General features: G+C 68.2%; 21 protein-coding genes and 1 pseudogene. 11 read left to right on the top strand and 11 right to left on the bottom strand.

Going from position 1 to position 22978, the window contains the following annotated elements; translation table 11 throughout:
- Positions 1–13 precede the first annotated feature (13 nt).
- Complete coding sequence (locus B0W80_RS27900; RefSeq protein ID WP_077002410.1) at positions 14–943, bottom strand: LysR family transcriptional regulator; 930 nt, start codon at positions 941–943, stop codon at positions 14–16.
- A 122-nt stretch (positions 944–1065) separates the two neighbouring features.
- Here B0W80_RS27900 and B0W80_RS27895 point away from each other — a divergent pair, with 122 nt between their 5' ends.
- The 8 genes from B0W80_RS27895 (at position 1066) to B0W80_RS27860 (ending at position 8903) form a co-directional block, all read left to right on the top strand.
- Positions 1066–1602 carry a thiamine pyrophosphate-binding protein gene (locus B0W80_RS27895; RefSeq protein ID WP_077002409.1) on the top strand — a complete coding sequence of 179 codons (537 nt, stop codon included), beginning with the start codon at positions 1066–1068 and terminating at the stop codon, positions 1600–1602.
- Positions 1602–2198 carry a thiamine pyrophosphate-dependent enzyme gene (locus tag B0W80_RS27890; RefSeq protein WP_077002408.1) on the top strand — a complete coding sequence of 199 codons (597 nt, stop codon included), beginning with the start codon at positions 1602–1604 and terminating at the stop codon, positions 2196–2198. Before B0W80_RS27895 ends, B0W80_RS27890 begins: the two co-directional genes overlap by 1 nt.
- Positions 2199–2208: 10 nt before the next feature.
- Positions 2209–3687 carry an aldehyde dehydrogenase gene (locus B0W80_RS27885; RefSeq protein WP_077002407.1) on the top strand — a complete coding sequence of 493 codons (1479 nt, stop codon included), beginning with the start codon at positions 2209–2211 and terminating at the stop codon, positions 3685–3687.
- Positions 3688–3725: 38 nt separating this feature from the next.
- Positions 3726–4721 carry a tripartite tricarboxylate transporter substrate binding protein gene (locus B0W80_RS27880; protein ID WP_077002406.1) on the top strand — a complete coding sequence of 332 codons (996 nt, stop codon included), beginning with the start codon at positions 3726–3728 and terminating at the stop codon, positions 4719–4721.
- Between the two features lie 44 nt (positions 4722–4765).
- On the top strand, positions 4766–5698 hold the full coding sequence (locus B0W80_RS27875) for a LysR family transcriptional regulator (RefSeq protein ID WP_077002405.1): 933 nt from the start codon (positions 4766–4768) through the stop codon (positions 5696–5698).
- Positions 5699–5818: 120 nt separating this feature from the next.
- Positions 5819–6787, top strand: a complete 969-nt coding sequence (locus tag B0W80_RS27870; RefSeq protein WP_077002404.1) for a tripartite tricarboxylate transporter substrate binding protein — start codon at positions 5819–5821, stop codon at positions 6785–6787.
- A gap of 123 nt (positions 6788–6910) precedes the next feature.
- Complete coding sequence (locus B0W80_RS27865; protein WP_077002403.1) at positions 6911–7699, top strand: RraA family protein; 789 nt, start codon at positions 6911–6913, stop codon at positions 7697–7699.
- A 106-nt stretch (positions 7700–7805) separates the two neighbouring features.
- On the top strand, positions 7806–8903 hold the full coding sequence (locus B0W80_RS27860) for a porin (protein ID WP_077002402.1): 1098 nt from the start codon (positions 7806–7808) through the stop codon (positions 8901–8903).
- Between the two features lie 33 nt (positions 8904–8936).
- Here the strand turns inward: B0W80_RS27860 and B0W80_RS27855 are convergent, their stop codons facing one another.
- Genes B0W80_RS27855 through B0W80_RS27835 form a run of 5 tightly spaced genes read right to left on the bottom strand, consistent with a single transcriptional unit; the run spans position 8937 to position 15468 of the window.
- Positions 8937–9734: an ABC transporter permease gene (locus B0W80_RS27855; protein ID WP_143684807.1), complete on the bottom strand. Its 798-nt coding sequence runs from the start codon at positions 9732–9734 to the stop codon at positions 8937–8939.
- A 14-nt stretch (positions 9735–9748) separates the two neighbouring features.
- Positions 9749–10525, bottom strand: a complete 777-nt coding sequence (locus B0W80_RS27850; protein WP_256856702.1) for an ABC transporter ATP-binding protein — start codon at positions 10523–10525, stop codon at positions 9749–9751.
- 28 nt (positions 10526–10553) lie between these two features.
- Positions 10554–11555, bottom strand: coding sequence for an ABC transporter substrate-binding protein (locus B0W80_RS27845; protein ID WP_256856701.1), 1002 nt, complete (start codon positions 11553–11555; stop codon positions 10554–10556).
- 44 nt (positions 11556–11599) lie between these two features.
- Complete coding sequence (locus tag B0W80_RS27840) at positions 11600–13351, bottom strand: hydantoinase B/oxoprolinase family protein (RefSeq protein WP_077002401.1); 1752 nt, start codon at positions 13349–13351, stop codon at positions 11600–11602.
- Positions 13348–15468 (bottom strand): hydantoinase/oxoprolinase family protein, encoded by a 2121-nt coding sequence (locus B0W80_RS27835; RefSeq protein ID WP_077002400.1) that lies wholly within the window; start codon positions 15466–15468, stop codon positions 13348–13350. The genes B0W80_RS27840 and B0W80_RS27835 overlap by 4 nt, the downstream gene beginning before the upstream one ends.
- 235 nt (positions 15469–15703) lie before the next feature.
- On the opposite strand from B0W80_RS27835, the gene B0W80_RS27830 reads away from it, so the two are divergent.
- Entirely contained in the window at positions 15704–16372 is a 669-nt protein-coding gene (locus tag B0W80_RS27830; RefSeq protein ID WP_077002399.1) for a TetR/AcrR family transcriptional regulator, read from the top strand.
- Positions 16373–16420: 48 nt separating this feature from the next.
- Here B0W80_RS27830 and B0W80_RS27825 read toward each other — a convergent pair whose 3' ends face one another.
- Complete coding sequence (locus tag B0W80_RS27825; protein WP_077002398.1) at positions 16421–17299, bottom strand: LysR substrate-binding domain-containing protein; 879 nt, start codon at positions 17297–17299, stop codon at positions 16421–16423.
- A 114-nt stretch (positions 17300–17413) separates the two neighbouring features.
- Between B0W80_RS27825 and argH the strand changes: the two genes are divergently transcribed.
- Positions 17414–18928 carry an argininosuccinate lyase gene (argH, locus tag B0W80_RS27820; protein WP_077002397.1) on the top strand — a complete coding sequence of 505 codons (1515 nt, stop codon included), beginning with the start codon at positions 17414–17416 and terminating at the stop codon, positions 18926–18928.
- Between the two features lie 105 nt (positions 18929–19033).
- Positions 19034–20005, top strand: coding sequence for a tripartite tricarboxylate transporter substrate binding protein (locus tag B0W80_RS27815; protein WP_077002396.1), 972 nt, complete (start codon positions 19034–19036; stop codon positions 20003–20005).
- A gap of 25 nt (positions 20006–20030) precedes the next feature.
- Here B0W80_RS27815 and B0W80_RS27810 read toward each other — a convergent pair whose 3' ends face one another.
- The 4 genes and pseudogenes from B0W80_RS27810 to B0W80_RS27795 all read right to left on the bottom strand — a co-directional run.
- Positions 20031–20717 (bottom strand): glutathione S-transferase family protein, encoded by a 687-nt coding sequence (locus B0W80_RS27810; protein ID WP_077002395.1) that lies wholly within the window; start codon positions 20715–20717, stop codon positions 20031–20033.
- 69 nt (positions 20718–20786) lie between these two features.
- Positions 20787–22025 (bottom strand): alpha-hydroxy acid oxidase, encoded by a 1239-nt coding sequence (locus B0W80_RS27805; protein ID WP_083745683.1) that lies wholly within the window; start codon positions 22023–22025, stop codon positions 20787–20789.
- Between the two features lie 12 nt (positions 22026–22037).
- Positions 22038–22742: an RraA family protein gene (locus B0W80_RS27800; RefSeq protein ID WP_077002394.1), complete on the bottom strand. Its 705-nt coding sequence runs from the start codon at positions 22740–22742 to the stop codon at positions 22038–22040.
- A gap of 12 nt (positions 22743–22754) precedes the next feature.
- Positions 22755–22978, bottom strand: a pseudogene (locus B0W80_RS27795) (hydroxyacid dehydrogenase); the annotation flags it as partial.

Genomic DNA, 22978 nt, shown 5'->3' with positions numbered 1-22978 from the left:
ACCGTCGACCATCTCAGGCCAGCCAGCGACCTTCGGGCCACTGGCCGGCCTCGACCGCCTTTCGTGCCTCCTCGACCAGCAGGTCGACTGCGCAGCGCACGTGCCGGCCGGTGGGCCGGTTGGAGGGCAGGGCCAGGACGATCGTGCGGGCGATCGGCGGATCGGCCAGCGGCGCACCCGACAGCTTGCCGCTGCGAAGATCCTCGGCCACCGCGATCGGCGGCAGGATGGTCAGGCCGTGGCCGCCGAGCACCAGGCTGCGCTGCACGCTCAGCGCGTTGGTCTCGGCGCAGATGTCGAGCGTGACCTTGCCGACGGCGCAGGCATGCTCCACCAAGGCGCGGATGCCGTGGGGCGCGCTGGGCAGCACCATCTTCCGGCCGACAAGCTGCGCCAGTCGCACCGGCCTGCTCTTGCGCAACCCGGCATCGCGCGGCCCGATGACCCACAGCGATTCCTCGATCAGCGGCGTGGACTGCACCTCCGCCGAACGCGCCGCGCCATAGAGCAGGGCGGCATCGATCTCTCCCGCTTCCAGCCAGCGTAGCAGCGTGCCCGCATAGCCCATCGCGATGCGGATGCGGACGCCCGGGTACTGCGACGCCACGGCGCCCACGAGCGGGCTCGACAAGATGTCGATCGTGCTCGGCAGCAAGCCGAGCGTGACGACGCCGCCCACCTCGTTGTCGGCAGCGCCGATCTCGACACGGGCGCGCTCCAGCTCCAGCATGGCGCGCCGCGCGTAGGCCACCAGCGACTGGCCTGCCGGCGTCAGCGACATGCCGTGCCGACCGCGATCGAACAGCGGCGCGCCGATGTCTTCCTCCAGCAACCGCAGTTGCCGCGACACGGCAGGCTGGACCAGGTGAAGCACCTCGGCGGCTCGCGTGACGTTGCCGGTTTCGGCCACGGTGAGGAAGGCGCGCAGTTGCTTGAAGTCCATGAGAAGGCCCGATCAAGGTTCGTGATGCAGGAATGACGAAATTCTATTTCTGATTAATACCCATCAAAAACTATGATTCCTTGACACCGCATCACCGCCCATCCACGAAACCTCCGACACCCATGACCCACCCATCCGCACCGGCTCCTGCCTGGCAGGAAGCCGTCTTCAAAGTCCTCAAGCAAGGCGGCGTGCGCCAGATCGCCTACGTGCCCGACGCTGGGCATTCGCACGTGATCCGCAGCGCCATCGCCGACCCCGACATCGAAGACGTCGTGCTCACCACCGAGGAGGAGGGCGTGGCCCTCGCGGCCGGTGCCTGGCTCGGCGGCGACCGGGCCGTGCTGCTCATGCAGAGCAGCGGCGTCGGCAACTGCGTCAACATGTTCTCGCTGCTGCAGGCGGCCGACTTCCCCTTCTTCACGCTGGTGACGATGCGCGGCGAATACGCCGAGTTCAATCCCTGGCAGGGCCCGATGGGCAAGGCCACGCAGGCGGCGCTCGAGCTGATGGGCATCCACGTGCTGCGCGTGACGAATCCCGAAGAGACGGAAGAGATCGTCAGCGCCGGCTTCGACGCCGCCTTCCAGGCCGGCGAAAAGGTCGCCGTGCTGCTGGGCCAGAACCTCATCGGCCGCAAGAAATGGGAGCGTCATTGATGAACGCCATCGCATCCGCCCCGCGCGCCAATCGCCGCGCGTTCGTCGCCAAGCTGCTGTCACAGGTACCCGAGGCCCTGGTCGTGACCGGCCTCGGCTCTGCCGCCTACGACGTGTTCGCCGCCGGCGACCGCGACCGCAACTACTACCTGTGGGGCGCGATGGGCGGCTCCACCTCGCTGGCGCTGGGCCTGGCGCTCGCGCAGCCGCAGAAATCGGTGGTCGTCGTCACCGGCGACGGCGAACTGCTCATGGGCATCGGCAGCCTGGGCACCATCGCCGTCAAGCAGCCGAAGAACCTGAGCATCGTCGTGCTCGACAACGGCCACTTCGGCGAAACCGGCATGCAGCGCAGCCACGCCAGCCTGGGCACCGACCTGGCGGCCGTCGCCAGGGGCTTCGGCATCGCCGACGCCTTCGTGGCCGAGGGGCCGGAGGGGTGCGATGCGGTGGCGCGCCGCATCCTGGCGCGCGAGGGCGTGGCCTTCGCGCAGGCCTTCATCGAAGCCGACGAGCCCCCGCGCGCGCTGCCGCCGCGCGACGGGCCTTTCGTCAAGAACCGCTTCCGCGCCGCGCTCGGTCTCGCGCCCTTCTGAAGGCTGACGCATGAAGCGCTACCTGCTGCACATCGACGGCGCAGCCCGCGAGCCCCGAAGCGGCCGATGGTTCGACACCCAGAACCCCTACACCGGCGAAAGCTGGGCGCAGATTCCGCGCGGTGATGCGAGCGACGTCGACGACGCGGTGCAGGCCGCGCACCGCGCGCTCACGCAAGGGCCTTGGGCCGAACTGACCGCCACGCAGCGCGGCGCGCTGTTGCGCAGGCTGGCCGACCTGATCGCGCGCGATGCCGTGCAGCTCGCGACGACCGAGGTGCGTGACAACGGCAAGCTGCTGGCCGAGATGCAAGGTCAGCTGAACTACATCCCGCAGTGGTTCCACTACTACGCGGGGCTTGCCGACAAGGTGCAGGGCAGCACGCTGCCGCTGGACAAGAAGGGCTACTTCGCCTTCACCCGCCACGAGCCGGTCGGCGTGGTCGCGGCCATCACGCCGTGGAACTCGCCGCTCATGCTGCTGAGCTGGAAGATCGCGCCCGCGCTGGCAGCCGGCTGTACCGTGGTCGTGAAGCCCTCGGAGTTCACGTCGGCTTCCACGCTGGAGCTGGCGGGCTTGTTCGACGAGGCGGGCTTTCCGCCGGGCGTGTTCAACGTGGTCACCGGCTTCGGCGCCGAGGTCGGCACGCCGCTGGTCGAGCATCCGCTGGTCGCCAAGATCAGCTTCACCGGCTCCGACAGCACCGGCCGGCTGATCAACGAGAAGGCGGGGCGCCACCTGAAGCACACGGCGATGGAGCTGGGCGGCAAGTCGCCGAACGTGGTGTTCGAGGATGCCGACCTCGAACAGGCCGCCTACGGTGCCATCTCGGGCATCTTCGCGGCCACCGGGCAGACCTGCATCGCCGGCTCGCGCCTGCTGGTACAGAGCAGCATCCACGACGCCTTCGTCGAACGCCTGCTCGCGCTGGCACGCACGGCGCGCATGGGCGATCCGATGCGCCCGGACACCCAGGTCGGCCCGATCACCACGCCGCCGCAGTACCAGAAGGTGCTGGAGTACATCGACATCGCCCGCAGCGAAGGTGCGACCGCGGTGCTGGGCGGCGAAAGGGGCCGCGCGCCCGAATGCGGGCAAGGCTGGTTCGTGCAGCCGACCATCTTCACGAACGTGCGCAACGACATGCGCATCGCGCAGGAAGAGGTGTTCGGCCCCGTGCTGTCGATCATCCGCTTCGAGAACGAGGCCGACGCGCTGCGCATCGCCAACGACGTGCGCTTCGGGCTCGCCGCAGCCGTGTGGACGAAGGACATCGGCCGCGCCATCCGCATGTCCGAGCGCCTGCAGGCCGGCACCGTGTGGGTCAACACCTACCGCGCCGTGAGCTTCATGGCGCCCTTCGGCGGTTACAAGGACTCCGGGCTGGGCCGTGAAAACGGCATCGATGCCATCCGCGAGTACGTGCAGACGAAGTGCGTGTGGATCAACGGCGGGGCCGTGGCGGGCAATCCGTTCGTGATGCGATGAAGCATCGATACGACGTCGACGAACAACGAGACAAGACCATGAACGGCTTCCATCCTTCCCGGCGCGACCTGATTCGATGGGGCATCGCCGCCAGCTTCGGCACGTCGTTGAGCGACGCATTCGCACAGTCGGCGCTGCCGAAGGGCCCGATCACGCTGGTGGTGCCCTTCGCAGCCGGTGGCGCCACCGACGTCGTGTCGCGCCTGCTCGCGCAGAAGCTGTCGGAGCGCATCGCCCACAGCGTGATCGTCGAGAACGTCGCGGGCGGCGGTGGCGCGATCGGCGCGGCCAAGGTGGCCAAGGCGGCGGCCGACGGCAGCGTGCTGCTGATGGGCACGGTGGCGACCCACGCGATCAATCCGCTGTCGACGCCGCCGGCGCCCTACGACGCGCAGCGCGACTTCACGCCCGTTTCGCTGGTCGCCACCGTGCCGAACGTGCTGCTGGTCGGCGCTTCGGTGAAGGCGCAGAACCTGCGCGAGCTGATCGCGCTGCTGAAGGCCCAGCCGGGCAAGTTCAGCTACGGCTCGGCCGGCGTCGGCACGCCGCCGCACCTGTCGGGCGAGCTGTTCAGGTCCATGGCCGGCGTCGACATCAACCACGTTCCCTACAAGGGCGGCGGCCCGGCCATGACCGACCTGGTCGGCGGGCACATCCCGATGCTGTTCGACGTGCTCACCGGCGCTGCATCGCACATCCGCGCCGGCTCGGTGCGCGCACTGGCCGTGACGACCGCCAAGCGATCGGCGTCGTTCGCGGACATCCCGACCTTCGCGGAGGCGGGCCTGCCCGGCTACGAAACCTACACGTGGAATGCCGTGTTCGGGCCTTCGAAGCTGTCACGCCCGCTGGCCGAGCTGCTGAGCCGCGAGCTGCAGGCCGTGGTAGCGCAGCCGGAGGTGCTGACGAAGCTGAAGGACCTGAGTGCGACGCCGGTGGGATCGACACCGGACGTGCTGGAGGCGCTGGTCAAGTCCGAGCTCGACAAGTGGGGTGGCGTCGTCAAGTCCATCGGCGGGCTCAGGCGGGACTGAGGCATGCGGGCCGGCCGCGCGATGCGCGGTCCTAGAATCGCCCGATGGACCTGAGGCAACTCCGGGCGCTGCTCACCATCGCCGAGACCGGCAGCATCACACGCGCTGCCGAAATCCTCCACATCGTCCAGCCGGCGCTTTCGCGCCAAGTCAAACTGTTCGAGGAAGAGGTGGGGGTGGCCCTCTTCGATCGCGAACGGCACGGCATGGTGCTGACGGCGGCTGGTCGGCAGTTCGCCGCCCGCGTGAAGCGCGCCCTGGCCGAAATCGACAAAGGCAAGGAAGAGATCAGCCCGAAGCGTCAGCACGTTTCGGGAAGCGTGGTCGTCGGCTTCCTGCCGAGCGCGGCCGAGTTCCTGGTGAGCGGCTTGATGGGGCGCGTTCGGCATCACTATCCGTCGGTGCAGCTTCGCAGTTCGATCGCGTACATCGACACCTTGCGGCGCGGCCTCGAAGTCGGCGACGTGGACGTGGCCCTGTTGCTCATGAAGGACGACGACGAGGCCGATCGCATTCCGCAGGAACCGGTGCTCGTCGAGTCGCTTTTCCTCGTGGGCCCGCACGACGCGGCGCTGGACATCACGACGCCCGTTCCGCTGAGCGACCTTCAGGGGCGCCCGTTCATCCTGCCCTCCGAATCGCAAGGCCTGCGCGCCATCGTCGAACGCGAGTGCGGCACGGCCGGCGTCACGCTCACGGTCTCGGCCGAGGCGGGCTCGATGAGCCTTCAGAAGTCGCTGGTGAGCCAGGGCGCCGGCCTGGCGATACTTTCCGGGCTGGTCATTGCCGACGAAGTGGCGCGCGGCATCCTGACCGCCTGCCCCATCGATGCACCCAACCTGAATCGCAGGCTCTGCCTCGCGCGTTCACCGGCCAAGCAGACCACCGAGGCAGCAGCGAAAGTGCTCGACGAACTTCGCGCGACCGTGCGTGAGCACGTGCTCGAGGGGCGCTGGCCGGGCGCCGTGCTGCTGTAGCGCGCCACCTCGTATGCCGGGCGGCGATGCCTGGATCGCCAAAGAGCATTGGACCGCTCGGGCCTGCGTTTTTACAGTCGATGCATCGATTGTGAAGACACGAGAAAGAGACACAGACCCATGAACCGGAGACAGACGATCGCCGCTCTCGGCGCGATCATTGGGGCGCCCGCCGCATTGGCCCAGGCTTGGCCATCGAAGCCCATCAAGCTCATTTCGGCCTTCGCTCCCGGCGGCGGCAGCGACTTCGTGGCCCGCTACCTGAGCGTGAAGCTCGCACAGGGCCTCGGCCAACCCGTCATCGTCGAGAACAAGGCGGGTGCCGGCGGCGTGCTCGGCACCGACTTCGTCGCCAAGTCCACACCCGACGGCCACACGATCCTGATTGGCAGCAATGGCCCGCTGTCGTTGGCGCCCTCCTTGCAGGCCCGGCTTTCCTACGACCCCTTGCGCGACCTGCAGCCTGTGTCGCTGCTGACGCGGCATCCCTATTTGCTGGTGGTCGCGCCGACGACGCCGGTGCGTGACCTGCGGGGCCTGATCGAACTCGCCAAGGCGCAGCCGGACCAGTTGAACTACGGCACCCCGGGCACCGGCTCCGCGCCGCACCTGGCTTTCGAGATGTTGAAGCTGCAGGCGGGCATCAAGATCACCCACGTGCCGTACAAGGCGGCTTCGCTGGCGCTGACCGACCTGCTCGGCGGCGTGATCCAGCTGGTGTCGACCGACGTCAACACCGTCATGCCGCTGTTGCGCGAAGGCAAGGTGCGCGCGCTGGCGGTTTCCACGGCCAGGCGCTCGCCGCTGTTGCCGGAGGTGCCGACCGTTGCCGAGTCCGGCGTCGCAGGCTACGACGTGCCCGGCTGGTTCGGTGTGCTCGTGCGCGCCGGCACGCCGAAGCCCATCGTCGATCGGCTCCACGCCGAGATCGCCAAGGCCATGGCCAGACCGGAGGCGCGCGAGGCCATGGGCGGGCTGGGCGGCGAACTTCTGGCCAGCACGCCGGAGCAGTTCGCTGCGCACATCGCCAGCGAGAGGCAGCGCTGGAAGCTGCTGATCACCACGCTGAACATCAAGCCCGATAGCTGAACCGGGCGCGTACGTCGGTACGCGATTTTTCATCCATGACGCAGGCGCGATGCGATCGCTTCCGATCGCAGGCCTGGCCACGTCCATTTTTTTCTTTAACCCCTATCCACACAGGAGATCGACATGAGCAATGAAGACGTGAAGCGCGACTACGAGGAATACCAGGCCGCCGGCCGCATCTGGGGCCAGGTGCCCGCCGATCGCATCACCAAGCTGAAATTCAAGCGTACGGCGGCGTCGGTGATCCAGCGCTACCTGGCGCTGCCGGACCTCACGACGACGGTCTCGGACATGCTCGACAGCCACGGTTTGAACAGCGTCATCGCCGCCTCGCACATCAAGCCGCTGATCCCCGGCAAGAAGATCGTCGGCAACGTGGTGACGCTGCGCTCCATTCCAGAACGCAAGACGCCGACGAAAGGCTACATCGACAAGGAGCCGATCAAGATGTCGACGCGCGAGGTCTATTACCTGTCGGAGCCCGGCGACGTGCTGGTGGCCGACTTCGGCGGCAATCTCGACGTGTCGAACATGGGCGGGCAGTCGTGCCTGGTCGCCAAGACCACCGGCTTCGCGGGTTCGATCGTCAACGGGGCCGTGCGCGACTTGCCGGCCATCCGCGAGATCGACTACCCCGTCTGGTCGGCCGGCGTGACGCCGATCACCGGCAAGTTCCGCATGGAGGCGATGGAGATCAACGGCCCGGTCACCGTGCACGGCATCGTGGTGTACCCCGGCGACCTGGCCGTCGCCGACGACTCGGGCATCTGCTTCGTGCCGCAGGAACTGGTGACGGCACTCATCGACGACGCAGAGTCCGTGGGCGCCGCCGAAGACAACATGCGCGACATGATCCGCAACAAGGCTTCCGTCGCGGAGCTCAAGCCGCACTTCCGCAAGCGCTACTCCTGAGATCGATCCCCCGCTCTCGTTCGCACGCCTGAAGGCCGATGCATGCGCATCGCCCGGGCGGGCGGAGCGCCGGGCGTTTGATTCAACACAAGAGACAAGAGCATTCATGAGACAACTTCTCACAGCGGCTTCGGCACTCTGCGTGATGGGTTCCGCCGTCGCGCAGTCGTCGGTCACGGTCTATGGCGTGGTGGACACGGCCTTCTCGCGTGGCACGGGGTCGGGACTTCGATCGACGTCGACCGAGCGGCTCACGTCGGGCGGCACCATGGCCTCGCGCTTCGGATTTCGCGGCGTCGAAGACCTGGGTGGTGGATGGGGCGCTGGCTTCTGGCTCGAGTCGCAGATCTTTTCGGACACGGGCGAGGGCCAGGCCACCAACACCAACAACCAGCCCAGCGGTACCACGACCGCACCGGCAGGCAGCCAGGGTTTCACTTTCGCGCGGCGTTCCACGGTCAGCCTGCTCGGGCCGTACGGCGAGTTGAGGGTCGGGCGCGACTTCACGGCCCATTACCGCAACCGCCTGGAGATCGACCCCTTCGGCAACGCCGGCGTGGGTTCGATCCAGCCCTTCGCAGGAAGCATCGCGGGCGTGACGTCCACGCGGGCGTCGAACATGATCGGCTACTTTCTGCCGGCCAACCTCGGCGGCTTTTACGGGCAGGTGCAGCACTACTTCGGCGAGAACGCCAGGCAGTCCGGAACCGCCAATGCCCAAGCGGACGATGGCACGGGCGACAGTGCGCGATTGGGTTGGGCCGGGGGCGGACTCAATGTCTCGCTCGCGGCCGCGCGCACGCGGTACGCCAGGACGGCGACGCTGGGCGACATCACCGTGATGAATGCAGGCGTGACGTACGACTTCGGGTTCGCCAAGCTGCTGGCCGGGTACTACCGGGACAAGGTCGATGCGACGACACCGATCAAGGCCAGGGGTACGTCGCTCGGGACGATCATCCCGGTCGGCGTCGGCGAGATCAAGGTGGCCATCTCGCGCTACGGCACCGATGCCAGGTTCTCGCCCGAGACCTCCAAGCTGTCGCTGGGCTACGTGCACTATCTCTCGAAGCGCACCGCTCTCTACGGCACCTACGCGCGGGTGCGCAACAGCGGTGGTGCGACGACGGGCCTCAACGGTGCGATCACCGCGGCGAACCAGCCGTCGTCGGGTTTCGACCTGGGGATCAGGCACCAGTTCTGAGGTGCCGAGCCGCCTTCGACGCAGGCCGCGGCCTCAGGCCGACGCCCCCGCCATGTCCGGCAGCCCGCGCTGCGACGCATGCCACACCAGGTAGCGCGCCTCGGCGACCTCGATCGCCTTGAAGAGCAGCACGCCCAGCAGGCAGAGCAGGGCGAGCGCCACGAACACGGTCGACGTGTCGAAGCTGCCCTGCGCCACCAGGATCACGTGGCCCAGGCCGGCTTCGCCCGCGACGAACTCGCCGACGATGGTGCCGACCAGCGCGAAGGAGATGCCGACCTTCATGCCGGCGAAGAGGCTGGGCAGGGCGTTGGGGAAGCGGATCTTCCACAGCGTCTTGGCGCGCGAGGCGTGGTTGACGCGGGCCATGTCGAGCATGTCGGGGTCGGTGGAGCGCAGGCCGAGCACGGTGTCGATCAGGATCGGGAAGATCGCGATGAGCATCGCGATGGCCACCTTGGGCATGGCACCCGTGCCCATCCAGATCACGAACAGGGGCGCCAGCGCCACCTTGGGCACGGCGTTCATCGCTACCAGCAGCGAGTAGAGCGTGCGGTCAAGGAAGCGCGAGTACACGATGCCGATGGCCGCCGCCACGCCGAGCACCAGGGCCAGTGCGAATCCGTACATGGTGGTGCGCAGCGTGTCGAGGCTCTGTAGCAGCAGGTAGCCGGGCTGCGACAGGAACTGCGCGAGGATCTTCGTCGGCGCCGGCAGCAGGAAGTCGCGGATGCCGAGGGTGCGCACGCAGGCTTCCCAGATGACCAGGATGACCAGCAGCGTCAGCAGGGCCTGGCGGCTGCGCTCGGTGCGCGTCCAGAGTGTTTTCATGGTGTCGCTGCCTTTCAGTCCTTGTAGATTCCGATGTCGCGGAAGGTGTCGCGGATGCGCGCGACATAGGCGGCGAACTCGGGCGATTCGCGCACCTGCAGGCTGCGCGGACGCTCGATCTCGATCGGCACGATGTCGGCGACGCGGCCCGGCCCGCGCGCCATCATCACCACGCGGCCGCCGAGGAAGACGGCCTCGGTGATCGAATGCGTGATGAAGACCACCGTCTTGCGCGTGGCGAGCCAGGTGCGCTGCAGCTCGGCATTGAGCTCGTCGCGCGTGAAGGGGTCGAGCGCGCCGAAGGGCTCGTCCATCAGCAGCAGTTGGGGGTCGAGCAGCATCGCGCGACAGATCGACACGCGCTGCCGCATGCCGCCCGACAGCTCGCGCGGGTAGCGGTCGAGAAAGGCCGAAAGGCCGAACAAACCCAACAGCTCGCGTGCGCGGGCGTCGTACTTGCGCCGGTCCAGGTCGTGGAACTCGGCCGCGACCAGCACGTTGTCGAGGATGTTGCGCCATTCGAGCAGCAGGTCGCGCTGGAACACCACGCCCATGTCGTCGGGCGGCGCGGTGATCGCCTTGCCGTGCAGCGCGAGCTTGCCGCTGGTGATGGGTTCCAGCCCGGCCATGCAGCGCATCAGCGTGCTCTTGCCGCAGCCGCTCGGGCCGACGATGCAGACGAACTCGCCCTCCTGGATTTGGAGGTCGATGTCCTGCAGCGCATGGATGGGCTTGCGCTCGGAGCGGTAGATCTTGTTGAGCTTCTCGATCTCGAGAAAGGCGGGCGGCACGGCGGGGCTCCCCGTGGTGGTCGGCGCGTCAGACGGCAAGTAGCGCATTGGTGTAGTACTCCGTGGGCTTGTGGCCTGCCTTGATCTGGCCGGTCTGTTCCATCGAGCGGATCGCGGCCGCCCAGTCGCTGTCGTACTGCAGGCCGATCGGCTTGCCCTTGCCGCTGGGGCTCTCGAAGAAGCTCTGGTAGGCGGTGATCTGGCCACGCATCACGTCGGGGTCGACCTTGGCGTTGGGCCGCTGCGCGACGATGGCGGCCACGGCTTCTTCGATGTGGCCGTCGTAGATGTAGCGCCAGGCCTGCACCTGCACCTGCACGAATTTCGCGAGTGCGTCGCGCTTGGCGTCGACCATCTTCGGCGTGGCGGCCAGGCCGTAGCTCGGAAAGCTGATGCCGCTGTCGCCCAGCAGCAGGGCCGAGGCCTTGCGCGTCTTCATCACCATCGGCTGGCCGAAAGGTGCCTGCGACATGAAGCCTTCGCTGTTGCCCGAGGCGTAGGTCGAGATCATGGCGCTGGGCGCGACCATCACCAGGTTGATGCTGCTCTTGCTCATGCCGTTGGCCTTGAGGAAGGGCTCGATGAAAGGTGCCCACGGGCTGGTGGTGAAGCACACGATCTTCTTGCCGGCCAGGTCCTTTGGCGACTTGATGCCCAGGGCCTCGTCCATCAGCACGGCCAGGTCGCCGGTGCGTGCGAAGCCGGCGATCGACACGAGGTCGAGGCCGTTCTCCTTGGCCACCGCCATGGTGCCGAGCGCGACCTGGCCGACGTCGGCCTGGCCCGCGGCCAGCAGCTGCAGCGTGTTGATGGTGCCGGTGCCGTCCTGGATCTCGACGTCCAGCCCCTGGGCCTTGAACAGGCCCTTCTGCTGGGCGAGGTGCATGGCGCCGTGCATGCCCCAGGGCGAGAAGTCGAGGCGCACGCGCAGTTTCTCGGCGCCCTGTGCATGGGCCGTGCGGCCGGCCAGGGAGAGAGCGGGCAAGGCCAGCATCGCGGCCAGCCCGGTGGTCAAGGAACGTCGCTTCATGATGTGTTCTCCAGTGGGATGGATCGTTGTGTCGCAGCTCGGCGTCAGTGCGCGCTGGCCCGGCGAAGCGCCTCGGTCGCAGCGGCATCGGCGCGGCCGGTCCGTGGGTCGACGACAGCCTGGTAGTGCTCGCGCACGAAAGCCGCGCTGAGCTTGTGGTTCCAGACGTCGCGTTCGATCTCCGCCAGGGGCCGCGCGAGCGGGTTGCCGAAGCCGCCGCCGCCGGGCTGAATATGCGTCACCTTGTCGTGCAGGGCAATCTGCATGCCGACCTTGCTCGGCAGCGACTCGTCGGTTTCGCCGCGCGTCAGGGTGTTCGACGCTGCCTTCGCGGGCAGGCCGCCGTCCAGGCCGTAGGGCTGGAACTTCATGCGGTCGGCGCGCAATTGCAGCAGCACGTTGTCGGCCAGCACGCGGTAGCTGCGGCGGATGCCCAGGCCGCCGCGGTAGCGGCCGGCGCCGCAGGTGTCAGGCTCGAGTTCATAGGCCTCCACGCGAACCGGGTGCTGGGCCTCCAGCGTTTCGATCGGCGTGTTCGACAGGTTCTGCGATGCGTTGGTGATCGCCTCGATGCCGTCGGCGTGCGGCCGTGCGCCCCAGGCGCCGCAGATCATGTCCACGATGATGTAGGGCTTGCCGTCGGGGTGCTGGCCCGAGAGGCATACGACGGTGTTGCCGCCTTCGCCGGCCGCCGGAATGCGGTCGGGCACGACCTGCGCCAGCGCGCCCAGCATGGCGTCGAACACGCGGTAGCCGGTGAGGGCGCGCGCGGCGACGGCCGCGGGCTGTCGCGGGTTGAGCACCGTGCCTTCGGGCACCTCGATCTTCACGCAGCGGAACACGCCGGCGTTGTTCGGCACGTCGCCCTTGAGCGCGCAGCGCACGCTCAGGTAGGTGCACGACTGCGTGTACGAGCGCGTCGAGTTGATCGCCGCGCGCACCTGCGGCGAACTGCCGGCGTAGTCGACGCTGACGTAGTCGTCGTGCACCGTCAGCGCCACGCGGATCGGAATCGCTTCGCCCGACAACCCGTCGTCGTCGATGAAGTCCTCGAAGGTGAAGGTGCCCTTGGGCCAGTTGCGGATCTCGGCGCGCGTCAGGCGCTCGGCGTAGTCGAGCAGCTCGGCCAGGTAGGCGCGGGCCGGCGCGCGCTGGTAGCGGTCGAAGAGGCCGGTGAGCTCGCGCACGCCGACCTGGCAGGCCGCGTACTGCGCGCGCAGGTCGCCGAGCACGCGGTCGGGCACGCGCACGTTCTGGGCGATCAGGCGTTCGAGCGTCTCGTTGACCTGGCCCGCCTCGTAGAGCTTCATCACAGGGATGCGCAGGCCTTCCTGGTAGATCTCGGTCGAGTCGCTCGCGTTGGAGCCGGGCACGCGGCCGCCCACGTCGGTGTGGTGGCAGATCACCACGCACCAGCCTTCGAGTTCTTCACGGTAGAAGAAGGGCACGAACATGAAGATGTCGGGCAGGTGCATGCCGCCTTCGTACGGGTCGTTCACGATCACCGCGTCGCCGGGCGAGAGCCGGTCGCCGTAGCGTGCCTGCACGGCGGCCATGGCTTCGGGGATGGCGCCCAGGTGCAGCGCGATGGTCTTGGCCTGCGCCACCATCTGGCCATGACGGTCGCAGATGGCGGCCGAGTAGTCCATGACGTCCTTGACGATCTCGGAGCGCGCCGTGCGCAGCACGGTGTAGGCGACTTCGTCGACGATCGAGTCCATCGCGTTCTTGATCACGGCGAAGGTGATCGGGTCGATCTGCGAGTCGGTGTGCGAGTCGGTCTGCGGGTGGCTCATGCGGGCTGCTCCTGGAGGTCGATGATGATGTTGCCCACGCGGTCGGCGCGCGCGCTGCAGAGCGGCGGGACCACGATGGTGGTGTCGTAGCTTTCGATGATCAGCGGCCCCTGCTGCGGCTCGGCCGCCAGCGCGGCGCGCGGCATCACGCGGGTGTCGATCGGCGCCTGGCCGGCCGCGAAGCTGACCCGCCGCGTGCCGGTGGCGCCCTGCAGCGCGGTGGCGTCGACGCTGCAGGCGCCGAAGTCCAGGCGCTGGCGACTGCGGCCGCGTGCCGACACGCGCAGGTTGACCAGCTCGAGCGGCTCGTCGCTGCTGTAGCCGAAGGTCTGGTGGTACAGCGCCTGGAAGTCGCGCGTCAGCTGGTCGATGGTGCTCGCGTCGATGCGGCCGGTGCGCAGCGGCACGGTCAGCTCGGAACTCTGGCCCAGGTAGCGCAGGTCGGCGGCGAGCACCGAGCTGGCGTCGTCGGGCCCATAGCCTTCGGAGGCCAGCACGGTGAAGCCCTTGTCGGTGAGCGCATTGCCGATGCCGGTGAGGTCGGCGGGCGAGCAACCGGCCAGCGGGCGCAGCACCGCCTTCACGAAGTTGTGCTCCGCATCGGCCGACAGCATGCCGGCCGAGCAGAACACGCCGGCCATGATCGGCGCGATGACGCGGCGGATGCCGAGCAGCCGCGCCACCGCCACGGCGTGCAGCGGACCGCCGCCACCGAAGGCGATCATCGACATGTCGCGCGGATCGCGGCCGCGCTCGACCGTCACGGCGCGGATGGCGCGCGCCATGTTCACGTTGGCCACCTGCCGCACGCCGTGCGCGGCGGCCAGCAGGTCGAGGCCGAGGGGCTCGGCGACGTGGCGCTGGAGGGCCGCCTTCGAAAGCTCGGGCTTCACCGTCAGGCTGCCGCCCGCGAGGGCCTCGGGGTTCAGGTAACCGAGCACCATGTTCGCGTCGGTCACCGTGGGCCGGTCGTTGCCGTTGCCGTAGCAGGCCGGGCCGGGGTTGGCGCCGGCGGATTCGGGGCCGACGCAGAGCAGGCCGCCCGCGTCGATCCACGCGATGGAGCCGCCGCCCGCGCCGACCTCGGCGATGTCGATGGCCGGCACCTTGAGCACGTAGCCGCCGCCCTTGACGAAGCGGCTGGGTGCGCTGATGCCGTCGCGGAACTCGTATTCGTTGGTGAGCGAAGGTTGCCCCTCCGCGATGATCGACGCCTTGGCGGTGGTGCCGCCCATGTCGAAGACGATCAGGTCGGCATCGCCGCCGAGCGCGCCAATGCGCGCCGCACCGGCCACGCCGCCCGCGGGGCCCGAGGCGACGGCGAACACGGGCTTGTCGCTGGCCGAGCCGATGCCCATCATGCCGCCGTTGGAGGCCATCACCTGCAGCGACGCCCGCACGCCCATGCGCTCCAGGTCGGTCTTCAGGCGAGCGAGGTAGGTGCGCATCGCCGGCAGGATGTAGGCGTTGACCACCGTGGTGCTGGTGCGCTCGTATTCCTTGATCTCGGGCAGCACCTCGCACGACACCGACAGCAGCAGCTGCGGAAAGCGCTCTTCGAGCAGTGCCTTGGCGGCGAGCTCGTGCGCGGGGTTGATGTAGCTGTTGAGGAAGCAGATGGCGAGCGACTCCACGCCTTCGTCGACCAGCTGCTGCGCCTCGTCGAGCAGGTGCTGCGCGTCGAGCGGCGTCACCACGCGGCCCTGCGCATCGATGCGCTCGCGGATGCCGCGGCGCCAGCGGCGCGTCGCCAGGGGCTCGGGCTTGGACCAGCCCAGGTCGAACATCGTGGGGGTGCGGATGCGGCCGATTTCCAGCACGTCGCGAAAGCCCTGGGTGGTGATCACGCCGGTACGCGCGCCCACTTTCTGGAGGATGGTGTTCGATGCCGTGGTCGTGCCGTGCACGATCTCGGTGATGTCGGCGGCGCGGATGCCTGCCTGGTCGATCAGCTTCTGCAGACCGCTCGTGATCGCCTGCCCGAGGTCGTGCGGCGTGGTCGAGGTCTTGTTCACGTAGAGCCGGCCATCGGGCATGGCCAGCACGATGTCGGTGAAGGTGCCGCCGATGTCGCACCCCACCCGGACGCCTTGCGGCGCGCTTTTTCCTGGATTCATCACCACTCCGTTTCGCATGAGCCTTGCGGCTGGTTGATAATGCACCGACTCGATTACTAACTAACCGGCTAGTACAACTTGGAGCGAAATATAGGAAGTGATGCGGCGCTTGTCAACGCCGCGTTTTTCCCGAGTGCCATCGCGGCCGGCCGGCATGCCTGGACCCAAGGAGACCCGAATGACGCTTGTAAACTCCGCCGCGCGGGCGAAGCGCCCCGCGAGCACTGGTGAACCGATGACTGAGACTCCCCCCGCAGCGGCCAAGCGCCGGCCGCGCAATGCGCAGGCCACGCGCGACCGCATCCTGCGCATCGCGAGCAAGGAGTTCGCCACGCGTGGCTACGACGGCGCCCGCATCGATTCGATCGTGGCGCGCTGCAAGATCAGCAAGAACCTCGTGTACCACTACTTCGCGAGCAAGGAAGCGCTGTTCGTCGAGGTGATGGAGCGGGCCTACGGCGCGATGCGCGAACGCCAGAACGAGCTGAAGCTCACGGGCGACGACCCGGTGCACGACATGCGCGAGCTGGTGCTCAAGACCACGCAGCACTTCATCGACCAGCCCGACTTTCTGCTGCTGCTGTCGACCGAGAACCTGCACAAGGCCGTCCACATCCGCAAGTCGAAAAGCATCTCGGCCATGTTCAATCCGCTGCGAAACCTGCTCGCCGAGGTGCTGGAGAAGGGCAAGGAAAAGGGCGTTTTCCGGCAGGACGCGGACTGGGTCGACCTCTACGTGTCGATCTCGGGGCTGGGCTCGTACTTCGTCACCAACCGCTACACGCTTTCTTACGTGCTCGACGTCGAACTGGGCGCGCCCGAGCGCGTGGAGCGCCGGCCCGGGCATGTGGCGGACATGGTGATCAGCTACCTGTGCGATACAGGCGCGGTGAAGGCGAAGTAGCCGGCGAAGGCGGGACTTCGTGCCCCCGGGCCGCGGTGGCCGTCTCGCTCAAAGTGCTGCGAACGCGTCCCGCATGCACGACACGAAGAAGTTCGCGTGCGTGTCGCGCGCGGCGAGCTGCGACCGAAGCAGATAGCTCGTGAACGGAATGCCCGGCTTGAACGGTACCGTCACGACCCCCGGCAGCTTCAGCGTACGGGTGACGATCGGATTGACCAGGCTGACGCCCAGGCCCTCGCCGACCATCCTGCAGATGGTGGCGGCGAAAGGCGTCTCCAGCGCGAGGATGCGGCCGTCGTCTGCAAAGGCGTCGTCGATCGCGCGACGCGAGAAGCCGCCGCTGGGCAGCGAGATGAAGCGCTCGCCGTCGAGATCGCGCGGCCCCACGCGTCTCTTGCGCGCCAGCCGGTGGCCCTCGGGCACGACGCACACGGCGTCTTCCTTGTGCAGCACCGATGCCACCACGCCCGGCTTGTCGGAGACGTTCGACACGAACCCGATGTCGCAATGCCGGGTGGCCGTCCAGTTGGCGATCACGGCCGATTCGCTGGTGTCCACGACGATCCTCACGGCCGGATAGCGCTCGCTGAACTGTCGCACCGCCATCGGAACGACGCTGATCGAAATGGACGCCGCCGCCGCCACGCGCAGCGTGCCGACCCCCGCGTCGCGGATGGCTGTCGCCGAATCGGCCAGGCTGTCGAGACCCACGAACGCGCGCTCCACTTCGCGGAACATCGCCTCGGCGCCCTTCGTCGCGAGGACGCGTCCGGCGAGGCGATCGAAGAGTGCGAAGCCGATCTCGCTTTCGAGCTTGCCGATGACGCGGCTGACGTTGGGCTGCGAGGTATGAAGCTTCTGCGCGGCCGCGGTCATCGACCCGGTGAGCATGACGGCGCGGAAGGTTTCGATCTGCTTGAAGTTCATGCGTGCATCCTAGCCGGGGGCATATCAGATCCGTATGGCCTGGGTCAAAACTGTCATTTGACCGCATGGGCACCGCTTTCGATACTGGCGGCAACCCATCAACGGATCGACATCATGGAATCGAAAGTCAGTCGTCGGCTCAAGGAGCCGCTGGCGCAGCAGATCTGCGACCACATCTACGGTCCGCGCCTGGCGCGGGATTTTCCGAAGCAGTTCGACCATCTCACCGACGTGAACCAGGCGCACCTGCTGATGCTGCACAAGACCGGCCTCGTGGCGCCGGACGTCGCCCGGCAACTGGCCCGCGGGCTGCTGCAGATGGAGGCGGAGGGCCCCGCGGCGGTGGAGCTCGACCCGGCCCGCGAAGATCCGTACTTCAACTACGAAGCGAAGCTGATGACGATCGCCGGGCGCGATGTCGGTGGTCGCCTGCACATGGCGCGCAGCCGCAACGACATCGCCGCGACCACCGACCGCATGCGCGCGCGCAGTCTGGTGCTGGATGCGATTGACGCCGTGGGCCGCGCGCGGCGCGTCGCGCTCGAGCGCGCCAGCGACCATGGCGACGTCGTCATGCCGGGCTACACCCATCTGCAGCCCGCGCAACCCATCACCTTCGGCTTCTACATGAGCGCGGTGGCCGAGGCGCTGGGGCGCGACATGGACCGCCTGCAGGGCGCGTTGCCGCACATCGATGCGATGCCGCTGGGTGCCGGCGCGCTGGCCGGAACGCGCTTTGCCATCGACCGGGACGTCACCGCGCGTGCGCTGGGATTCGGCTCGGCCTCGCCGAACACGCTGGACGCCGTCGCCTCGCGCGATTTCGCGTGGGAGGCCATGTCGGCCATGGCCATCGTCGCGCTGACGTGGGGGCGCGTGGCGCAGGACTTCCACGTGTGGTCCACGCCCGAGTTCGGGCTCGTGTCGTTTCCCGACCGGGTGGCCAGCACCTCGAGCATCATGCCGCAGAAGAAGAACCCGGCCGTGCTCGAATACCTGCGCGGCAAGAGCAGCCACGTGATCGGCCTGCTCACCACCTCGCTGATCGCCGTGAAGGGCACGCACTTCAGCCATGGCGGCGACAGCAGCCGCGAAAGCATGCGGAGCTTCTGGGAATGCGCCGACGAGATGCTGCGCTGCCTCTCGCTGTTCGAACTCGTCTTGAGCACGGTGGAGCCGCAACGCCCGCGCATGCTGGAGCGCGCGCGCTTCGATTTCTCGGTGGCGACCGACCTGGCCGATGGCCTGGTGGCCGAAGGCGGGATGTCCTTCCGCGATGCACACCATGTCGTGGGCGGCCTGGTGCGAATGGCGCTGGACGCGGGCCGGTCTGCGGCCGAGATCGACAGCGAGATGCTGGACCGAGCCGCCGTGGAGGTGGTGGGCGCGCGCGTCGAGTGGCCCGCCGACAAGCTGCGCGACTACCTCGACCCGGTGCAGAGCGTGAACGCCAGGCGCAACGGAGGGCCGGCGCCTGCGGAACTGGTCGCCGCTGTCCGCACGCAGCAGCAGCACCTCGAGAACGCGCTCGCCGGCGTGCGGGCGACAAGGCAAGCGCTCGATGCCGCGCGCCGGCAGATGAAGCGCGAGGTGGAGGCGATGGCCGACCGCAGCGCTTCCATCCATTGACGTCCTGGCGACGTCTCATCGACGCTTCTTCATCAACGCGCGTCGCAACGCGCATCGCGCAAACGTCTGTTCCTCGACGCTTGATCGACACTTCGAGTCCTTCCCATGAACATCCTTGTCAAAGCCCTCATCGCTGCCGCGTCCGCCTTTTGCGCCGTCACAAGCGCGTCCGCCGCGCCCTACCCGGAAAGGCCCATCCGGCTCATCGTTCCCTTCGCGCCCGGCGGCACGGTGAACCTCATCGCCCGCGTGCTGGCGCAGCGCCTCTCGGAATCCGTGGGCCAGCCGGTGGTGGTCGAGAACAAGCCCGGCGCCGGCGGAACCATCGGCGCGGACCTGGTCGCCAAGGCACCGCCCGACGGCTACACGCTGCTGCTCGCATCGTCGAGCCACCAGACCTTCCACCCCTTGCTGTACAAGAACCTTCCTTACGACGCGAGCAAGGCATTCGCCCAGGTCGCGCTGTTCGCCTCGGTGCCCAACGTGCTCGTGGTTTCGACCGCGCTGCCTGCGAAGAACGTCAAGGAACTGATCGCGCTGTCGAAATCGGGCGGCAAGAAGCTGTTCATGGGCTCGGCGGGCAACGGCAGCGTCAACCAGATGGTCGGCGAACTGTTCCAGCTCAAGACCGGCACCGCGTTCGAGCACGTTCCGTTCAAGGGTGCGGGGCCGGCGGCCACCGACCTGCTGGCCGGACAGATCGACCTGATGTTCGTCAACTTGCCCAACGTGCTGCCGCAGATCCAGAGCGGAAAGATCAGGGCATTGGCCATCGCCGGCGATCGGCGCGCGGCCAGCCTGCCGGACGTTCCCACGATGGCGGAAGCAGGCGTGCCCGAAGTGGTGGTCGATTCATGGGCAGGCGTGCTGGCGCCGGCAGCGACGCCGAAGCCGATCGTCGACAGGCTCTCTGCGGAGATCAACAAGCTCGCGCGGCAGAAGTCGACGGCTGACAGCCTGGCGGTGCAGGGCGTCGTGCCGCTGCCCGGTACCCCGGCAGACTATGCCGCGCTGGTGCGCTTCGAGACGCAACGATGGGGCGAGGTCATCAAGAAGGGCAACATCACCATCGATTGAGCCGCGCTCGATCGCGATGCGTCAATCAGGTCGCCGGATCGTAGAAGCGGCGATCCAGGGCCTGGCGATTCGGAAAGAACTTGAACCAGGGCTTGGCGTGGTCGATGGCGCGGGCGACCGAAGGCCGGTCCATGAGCCGGGCGAAGTAGGCGGCGAGGTGGCGGTGCTCGTTCGCGAAGGGTACGTAGGTCACCGCGTAGAACAAGGCCGGCGCGGCAGCGCAATCCGCCATCGTGAACGCGTCGCCGGCGACCCATGTCCGGCCGTCGAGCCGCTTGTCGAGCCATGCATAGGCGGCGACGAGATCCTTGCGGGCCTTGGCGACGATCAGCGGATCGCGGTCGGGCTCGGCGCGCAGGAGGTCTGCGGTGAAGGCCTGCATCGGCGTCATCACGTACTGGTCGAAGAGGCGGTCCCACAGGCGGACGTCGAGCGCCTGGTCCAGGTCCGACGGGATGAGCGCCCGGCCTGCGGCAGCATGGTGGCGCTGCAAGTGCTCGATGATGATGGTGGTCTCGGGCACCGCCCGCGCTCCGTCGATCAGCAGCGGCATTTTTCCGGTGGGCCACAGTGCGAGGAACGCGCTGCGCTCGGCCGCATCACCGAGGTTCAGCATTCGCCTGTCCACGTCGATGCCCAGTTCGTCGAGGGCGATCAGGACCTTCTGGCAGTAAGACGAGAGGGGGTGGTAGTGCAGGGCCAGCGCGTTCATTCGGTGTTGGTGTGGTTCTCGATCCACCGAATGTCGAAGCTCGCGCTGATCGCGTCAAGTCGTCGGCCGCTATGTGTCGGCCCGCATCAGCCGCGAGGCGTCGAGTTCACCGATGCGCTTCACCCCGATCAACGCCATGTTGCGCAGCGCCTCCGACGCGAGGATGCCGATGGCGTGCCGCACGCCTTCCTCCCCGGCGATGCTGGCCGCGTAGTTGAAGGGGCGGCCGACGAACACGAATTTCGCGCCCAGGGCCAGCGCCAGCAGCACGTCGTTGCCGCGCCGGAAGCCGCTGTCGATCATGAGCGGGTAGTCCGGTCCCAGCGCGTTCGACGCGGCAGGCAGTGCAGCCAGCGGCGACACGGATCCGTCGAGCTGTCGCCCGCCATGGTTGGAGAGGATCACGCCGTCGGCGCCGTGGTCGCGCGCCATCACCGCGTCCGCCGCGTGCAGCACGCCCTTCACCACCAGCCGGCCTTGCCAGCGTCGGCGGATCAGCGCCAGGTGCTCCCAGCTCAGGTGGTCGCGCGCGCCGAAGTCGCGCAGCACCGAGGCCGACAGGATCGGCGCGCCGCGCGTGGCCTGCGAGTTCTCGAAATGCGGCATGCCGTGCCGCAGCAGCGTCTTCAATGCGGTCCCGAAGAGCCAGCCCGGGTGCGTGAGGCCTTGCCAAGCCAGTGCCGCGCTGGGCCGCAGCGGTGTCGAGAAGCCGGTGCGGATGTTGTTCTCGCGGTTGCCCGACACGGGCGTGTCGACCGTCACCACCAGCGTGCCGAAGCCGGCCTGCTCCACGCGGTCGAGCAGCTTGTGGATGCGCTCCGTCTCGCCCGGCACGTAGGCCTGGAACCAGGCATCGGGGTTCGCATGCGCGACCTTCTCCATCGGGATCAGCGAGGTGCCGCTGAGGATCATCGGCACGTTGGCGGCCCGGGCCGCGCGGGCCTGCACCAGGTCGCCCTGGTAGGCCGACAGCGCGCTGATGCCCATGGGCGCGATGCCGAAGGGCGCGGCATAGTCGCGGCCCAGCAGCGTGGTCCCGAGGCTGCGCTTCGAGGTGTCGCGCAGCACGCGCGTGACCCATGCGTGGCGTTCGAAAGCCTCGCGGTTGGCGCGCAGCGAGCGGTTGGTCTCGCAGCCACCCGACACGTAGGCGAAGATCGGATGCGGCAGGAAGCGCTTGGCCGCGTCTTCGAAGTCGTCCAGCGACAACACACCGCGCAGGCGCCGCGGCAACTTCTTCGCGCCGGCCTGCCGGGGCGCGGTGGAACTGGCCGCCGCGAAGTCCTCGAGCCGAAATGAATCGTGCATGGCGCCGCCCCCTCAGACCGGCAGGCCCTTGGCCCGCAGCACGGCGTCGAAGCGCTCCGGGTCGGCGCTGCCGGCCGCGTTGGCGGCGCGGATCTTCGCCTCCTTCTGCAGATGGGCGCGGGCGCGTTCGAGGATGTGCGCTGCATCGCTCGCCGGCACGGCGATCACGCCATCGGCATCGCCCACGATCAGGTCGCCCGGCATCACGGCCATGCCGGCGCAGGCGATCGGCACGTTGATCTCGCCGGGGCCATCCTTGGTGGGGCCGCGGTGCGTGTGGCCACGCGCGAAGATGGGCATGCCGTCCTCGGCCCATTCGCAGCGGTCGCGGATCGCGCCGTCGATGACCAGGCCCGCCAGCCGCTTGGCGATGCAGGTGGTGCGCATCAGGCCGCCGACCAGCGCCTGCGTGACATCGCCGCCGCCGTCGATGACGAGCACGTCGCCGGGCTCGACCATCATCAGCGCCTTGTGGATCATCAGGTTGTCACCGGGGCGCACGCGCACGGTGACCGCGGGGCCGCACAGCACGGTGTCGAGCCGCGCGTGATAGGGGTTCAGCCCGAGCGTGCCGACGTGGCGGCTCATCGAGTCGCCGATTGCAGCCACGGGAATGTCGGCGAAGGCGGCGACGACGTCGCGCGCCGGGCCCGGCTGGCGCGGATGGATGCGGTAGCCCGCGGGCCAGTCGGAAGCGTGGATATGCTTGTCGGTCATGGGTTGCTTTCTTCAGTGGGTGCGATGCGCGAGCACCTGGGGATTGATGCAGGCCGAAGGATCGACCGGCCGGCCCTGCAGCCAGCCGAGCACGTTGCGCGCGGCCCCGGTTGCCATGGCGTCGAGCGCGGCGGGCGTGGAGCCGCCCACGTGCGGCGTGAGCACCACGTTGGGCAGAGAGGCGAGGGCGCTGCCGGCGGGCAGCGGCGCGACCGCCATGGTGTCCAGGCCCGCGG

Origin of the sequence: Variovorax sp. KK3, assembly GCF_001984055.1 — a bacterium.
Taxonomy (GTDB): Bacteria; Pseudomonadota; Gammaproteobacteria; order Burkholderiales; family Burkholderiaceae_C; genus Variovorax.
Note: the sequence above shows the minus strand (reverse complement) of the source record. Positions and strands in the feature narration are given on the sequence as shown.

Bases quoted from the DNA above. Each gene is read 5' to 3' on its own strand.
- B0W80_RS27830 (WP_077002399.1), top strand. From the start codon at position 15,704: ATGACTGAGACTCCCCCCGCAGCGGCCAAGCGCCGGCCGCGCAATGCG.
- B0W80_RS27835 (WP_077002400.1), bottom strand. From the start codon at position 15,468: ATGAATCCAGGAAAAAGCGCGCCGCAAGGCGTCCGGGTGGGGTGCGAC.
- B0W80_RS27875 (WP_077002405.1), top strand. From the start codon at position 4,766: ATGGACCTGAGGCAACTCCGGGCGCTGCTCACCATCGCCGAGACCGGC.
- argH (WP_077002397.1), top strand. From the start codon at position 17,414: ATGGAATCGAAAGTCAGTCGTCGGCTCAAGGAGCCGCTGGCGCAGCAG.
- B0W80_RS27815 (WP_077002396.1), top strand. From the start codon at position 19,034: ATGAACATCCTTGTCAAAGCCCTCATCGCTGCCGCGTCCGCCTTTTGC.
- B0W80_RS27900 (WP_077002410.1), bottom strand. From the start codon at position 943: ATGGACTTCAAGCAACTGCGCGCCTTCCTCACCGTGGCCGAAACCGGC.
- B0W80_RS27840 (WP_077002401.1), bottom strand. From the start codon at position 13,351: ATGAGCCACCCGCAGACCGACTCGCACACCGACTCGCAGATCGACCCG.
- B0W80_RS27890 (WP_077002408.1), top strand. From the start codon at position 1,602: ATGAACGCCATCGCATCCGCCCCGCGCGCCAATCGCCGCGCGTTCGTC.
- B0W80_RS27810 (WP_077002395.1), bottom strand. From the start codon at position 20,717: ATGAACGCGCTGGCCCTGCACTACCACCCCCTCTCGTCTTACTGCCAG.
- B0W80_RS27895 (WP_077002409.1), top strand. From the start codon at position 1,066: ATGACCCACCCATCCGCACCGGCTCCTGCCTGGCAGGAAGCCGTCTTC.
- B0W80_RS27800 (WP_077002394.1), bottom strand. From the start codon at position 22,742: ATGACCGACAAGCATATCCACGCTTCCGACTGGCCCGCGGGCTACCGC.
- B0W80_RS27880 (WP_077002406.1), top strand. From the start codon at position 3,726: ATGAACGGCTTCCATCCTTCCCGGCGCGACCTGATTCGATGGGGCATC.
- B0W80_RS27885 (WP_077002407.1), top strand. From the start codon at position 2,209: ATGAAGCGCTACCTGCTGCACATCGACGGCGCAGCCCGCGAGCCCCGA.
- B0W80_RS27805 (WP_083745683.1), bottom strand. From the start codon at position 22,025: ATGCACGATTCATTTCGGCTCGAGGACTTCGCGGCGGCCAGTTCCACC.
- B0W80_RS27845 (WP_256856701.1), bottom strand. From the start codon at position 11,555: ATGAAGCGACGTTCCTTGACCACCGGGCTGGCCGCGATGCTGGCCTTG.
- B0W80_RS27860 (WP_077002402.1), top strand. From the start codon at position 7,806: ATGAGACAACTTCTCACAGCGGCTTCGGCACTCTGCGTGATGGGTTCC.
- B0W80_RS27825 (WP_077002398.1), bottom strand. From the start codon at position 17,299: ATGAACTTCAAGCAGATCGAAACCTTCCGCGCCGTCATGCTCACCGGG.
- B0W80_RS27855 (WP_143684807.1), bottom strand. From the start codon at position 9,734: ATGAAAACACTCTGGACGCGCACCGAGCGCAGCCGCCAGGCCCTGCTG.
- B0W80_RS27865 (WP_077002403.1), top strand. From the start codon at position 6,911: ATGAGCAATGAAGACGTGAAGCGCGACTACGAGGAATACCAGGCCGCC.
- B0W80_RS27870 (WP_077002404.1), top strand. From the start codon at position 5,819: ATGAACCGGAGACAGACGATCGCCGCTCTCGGCGCGATCATTGGGGCG.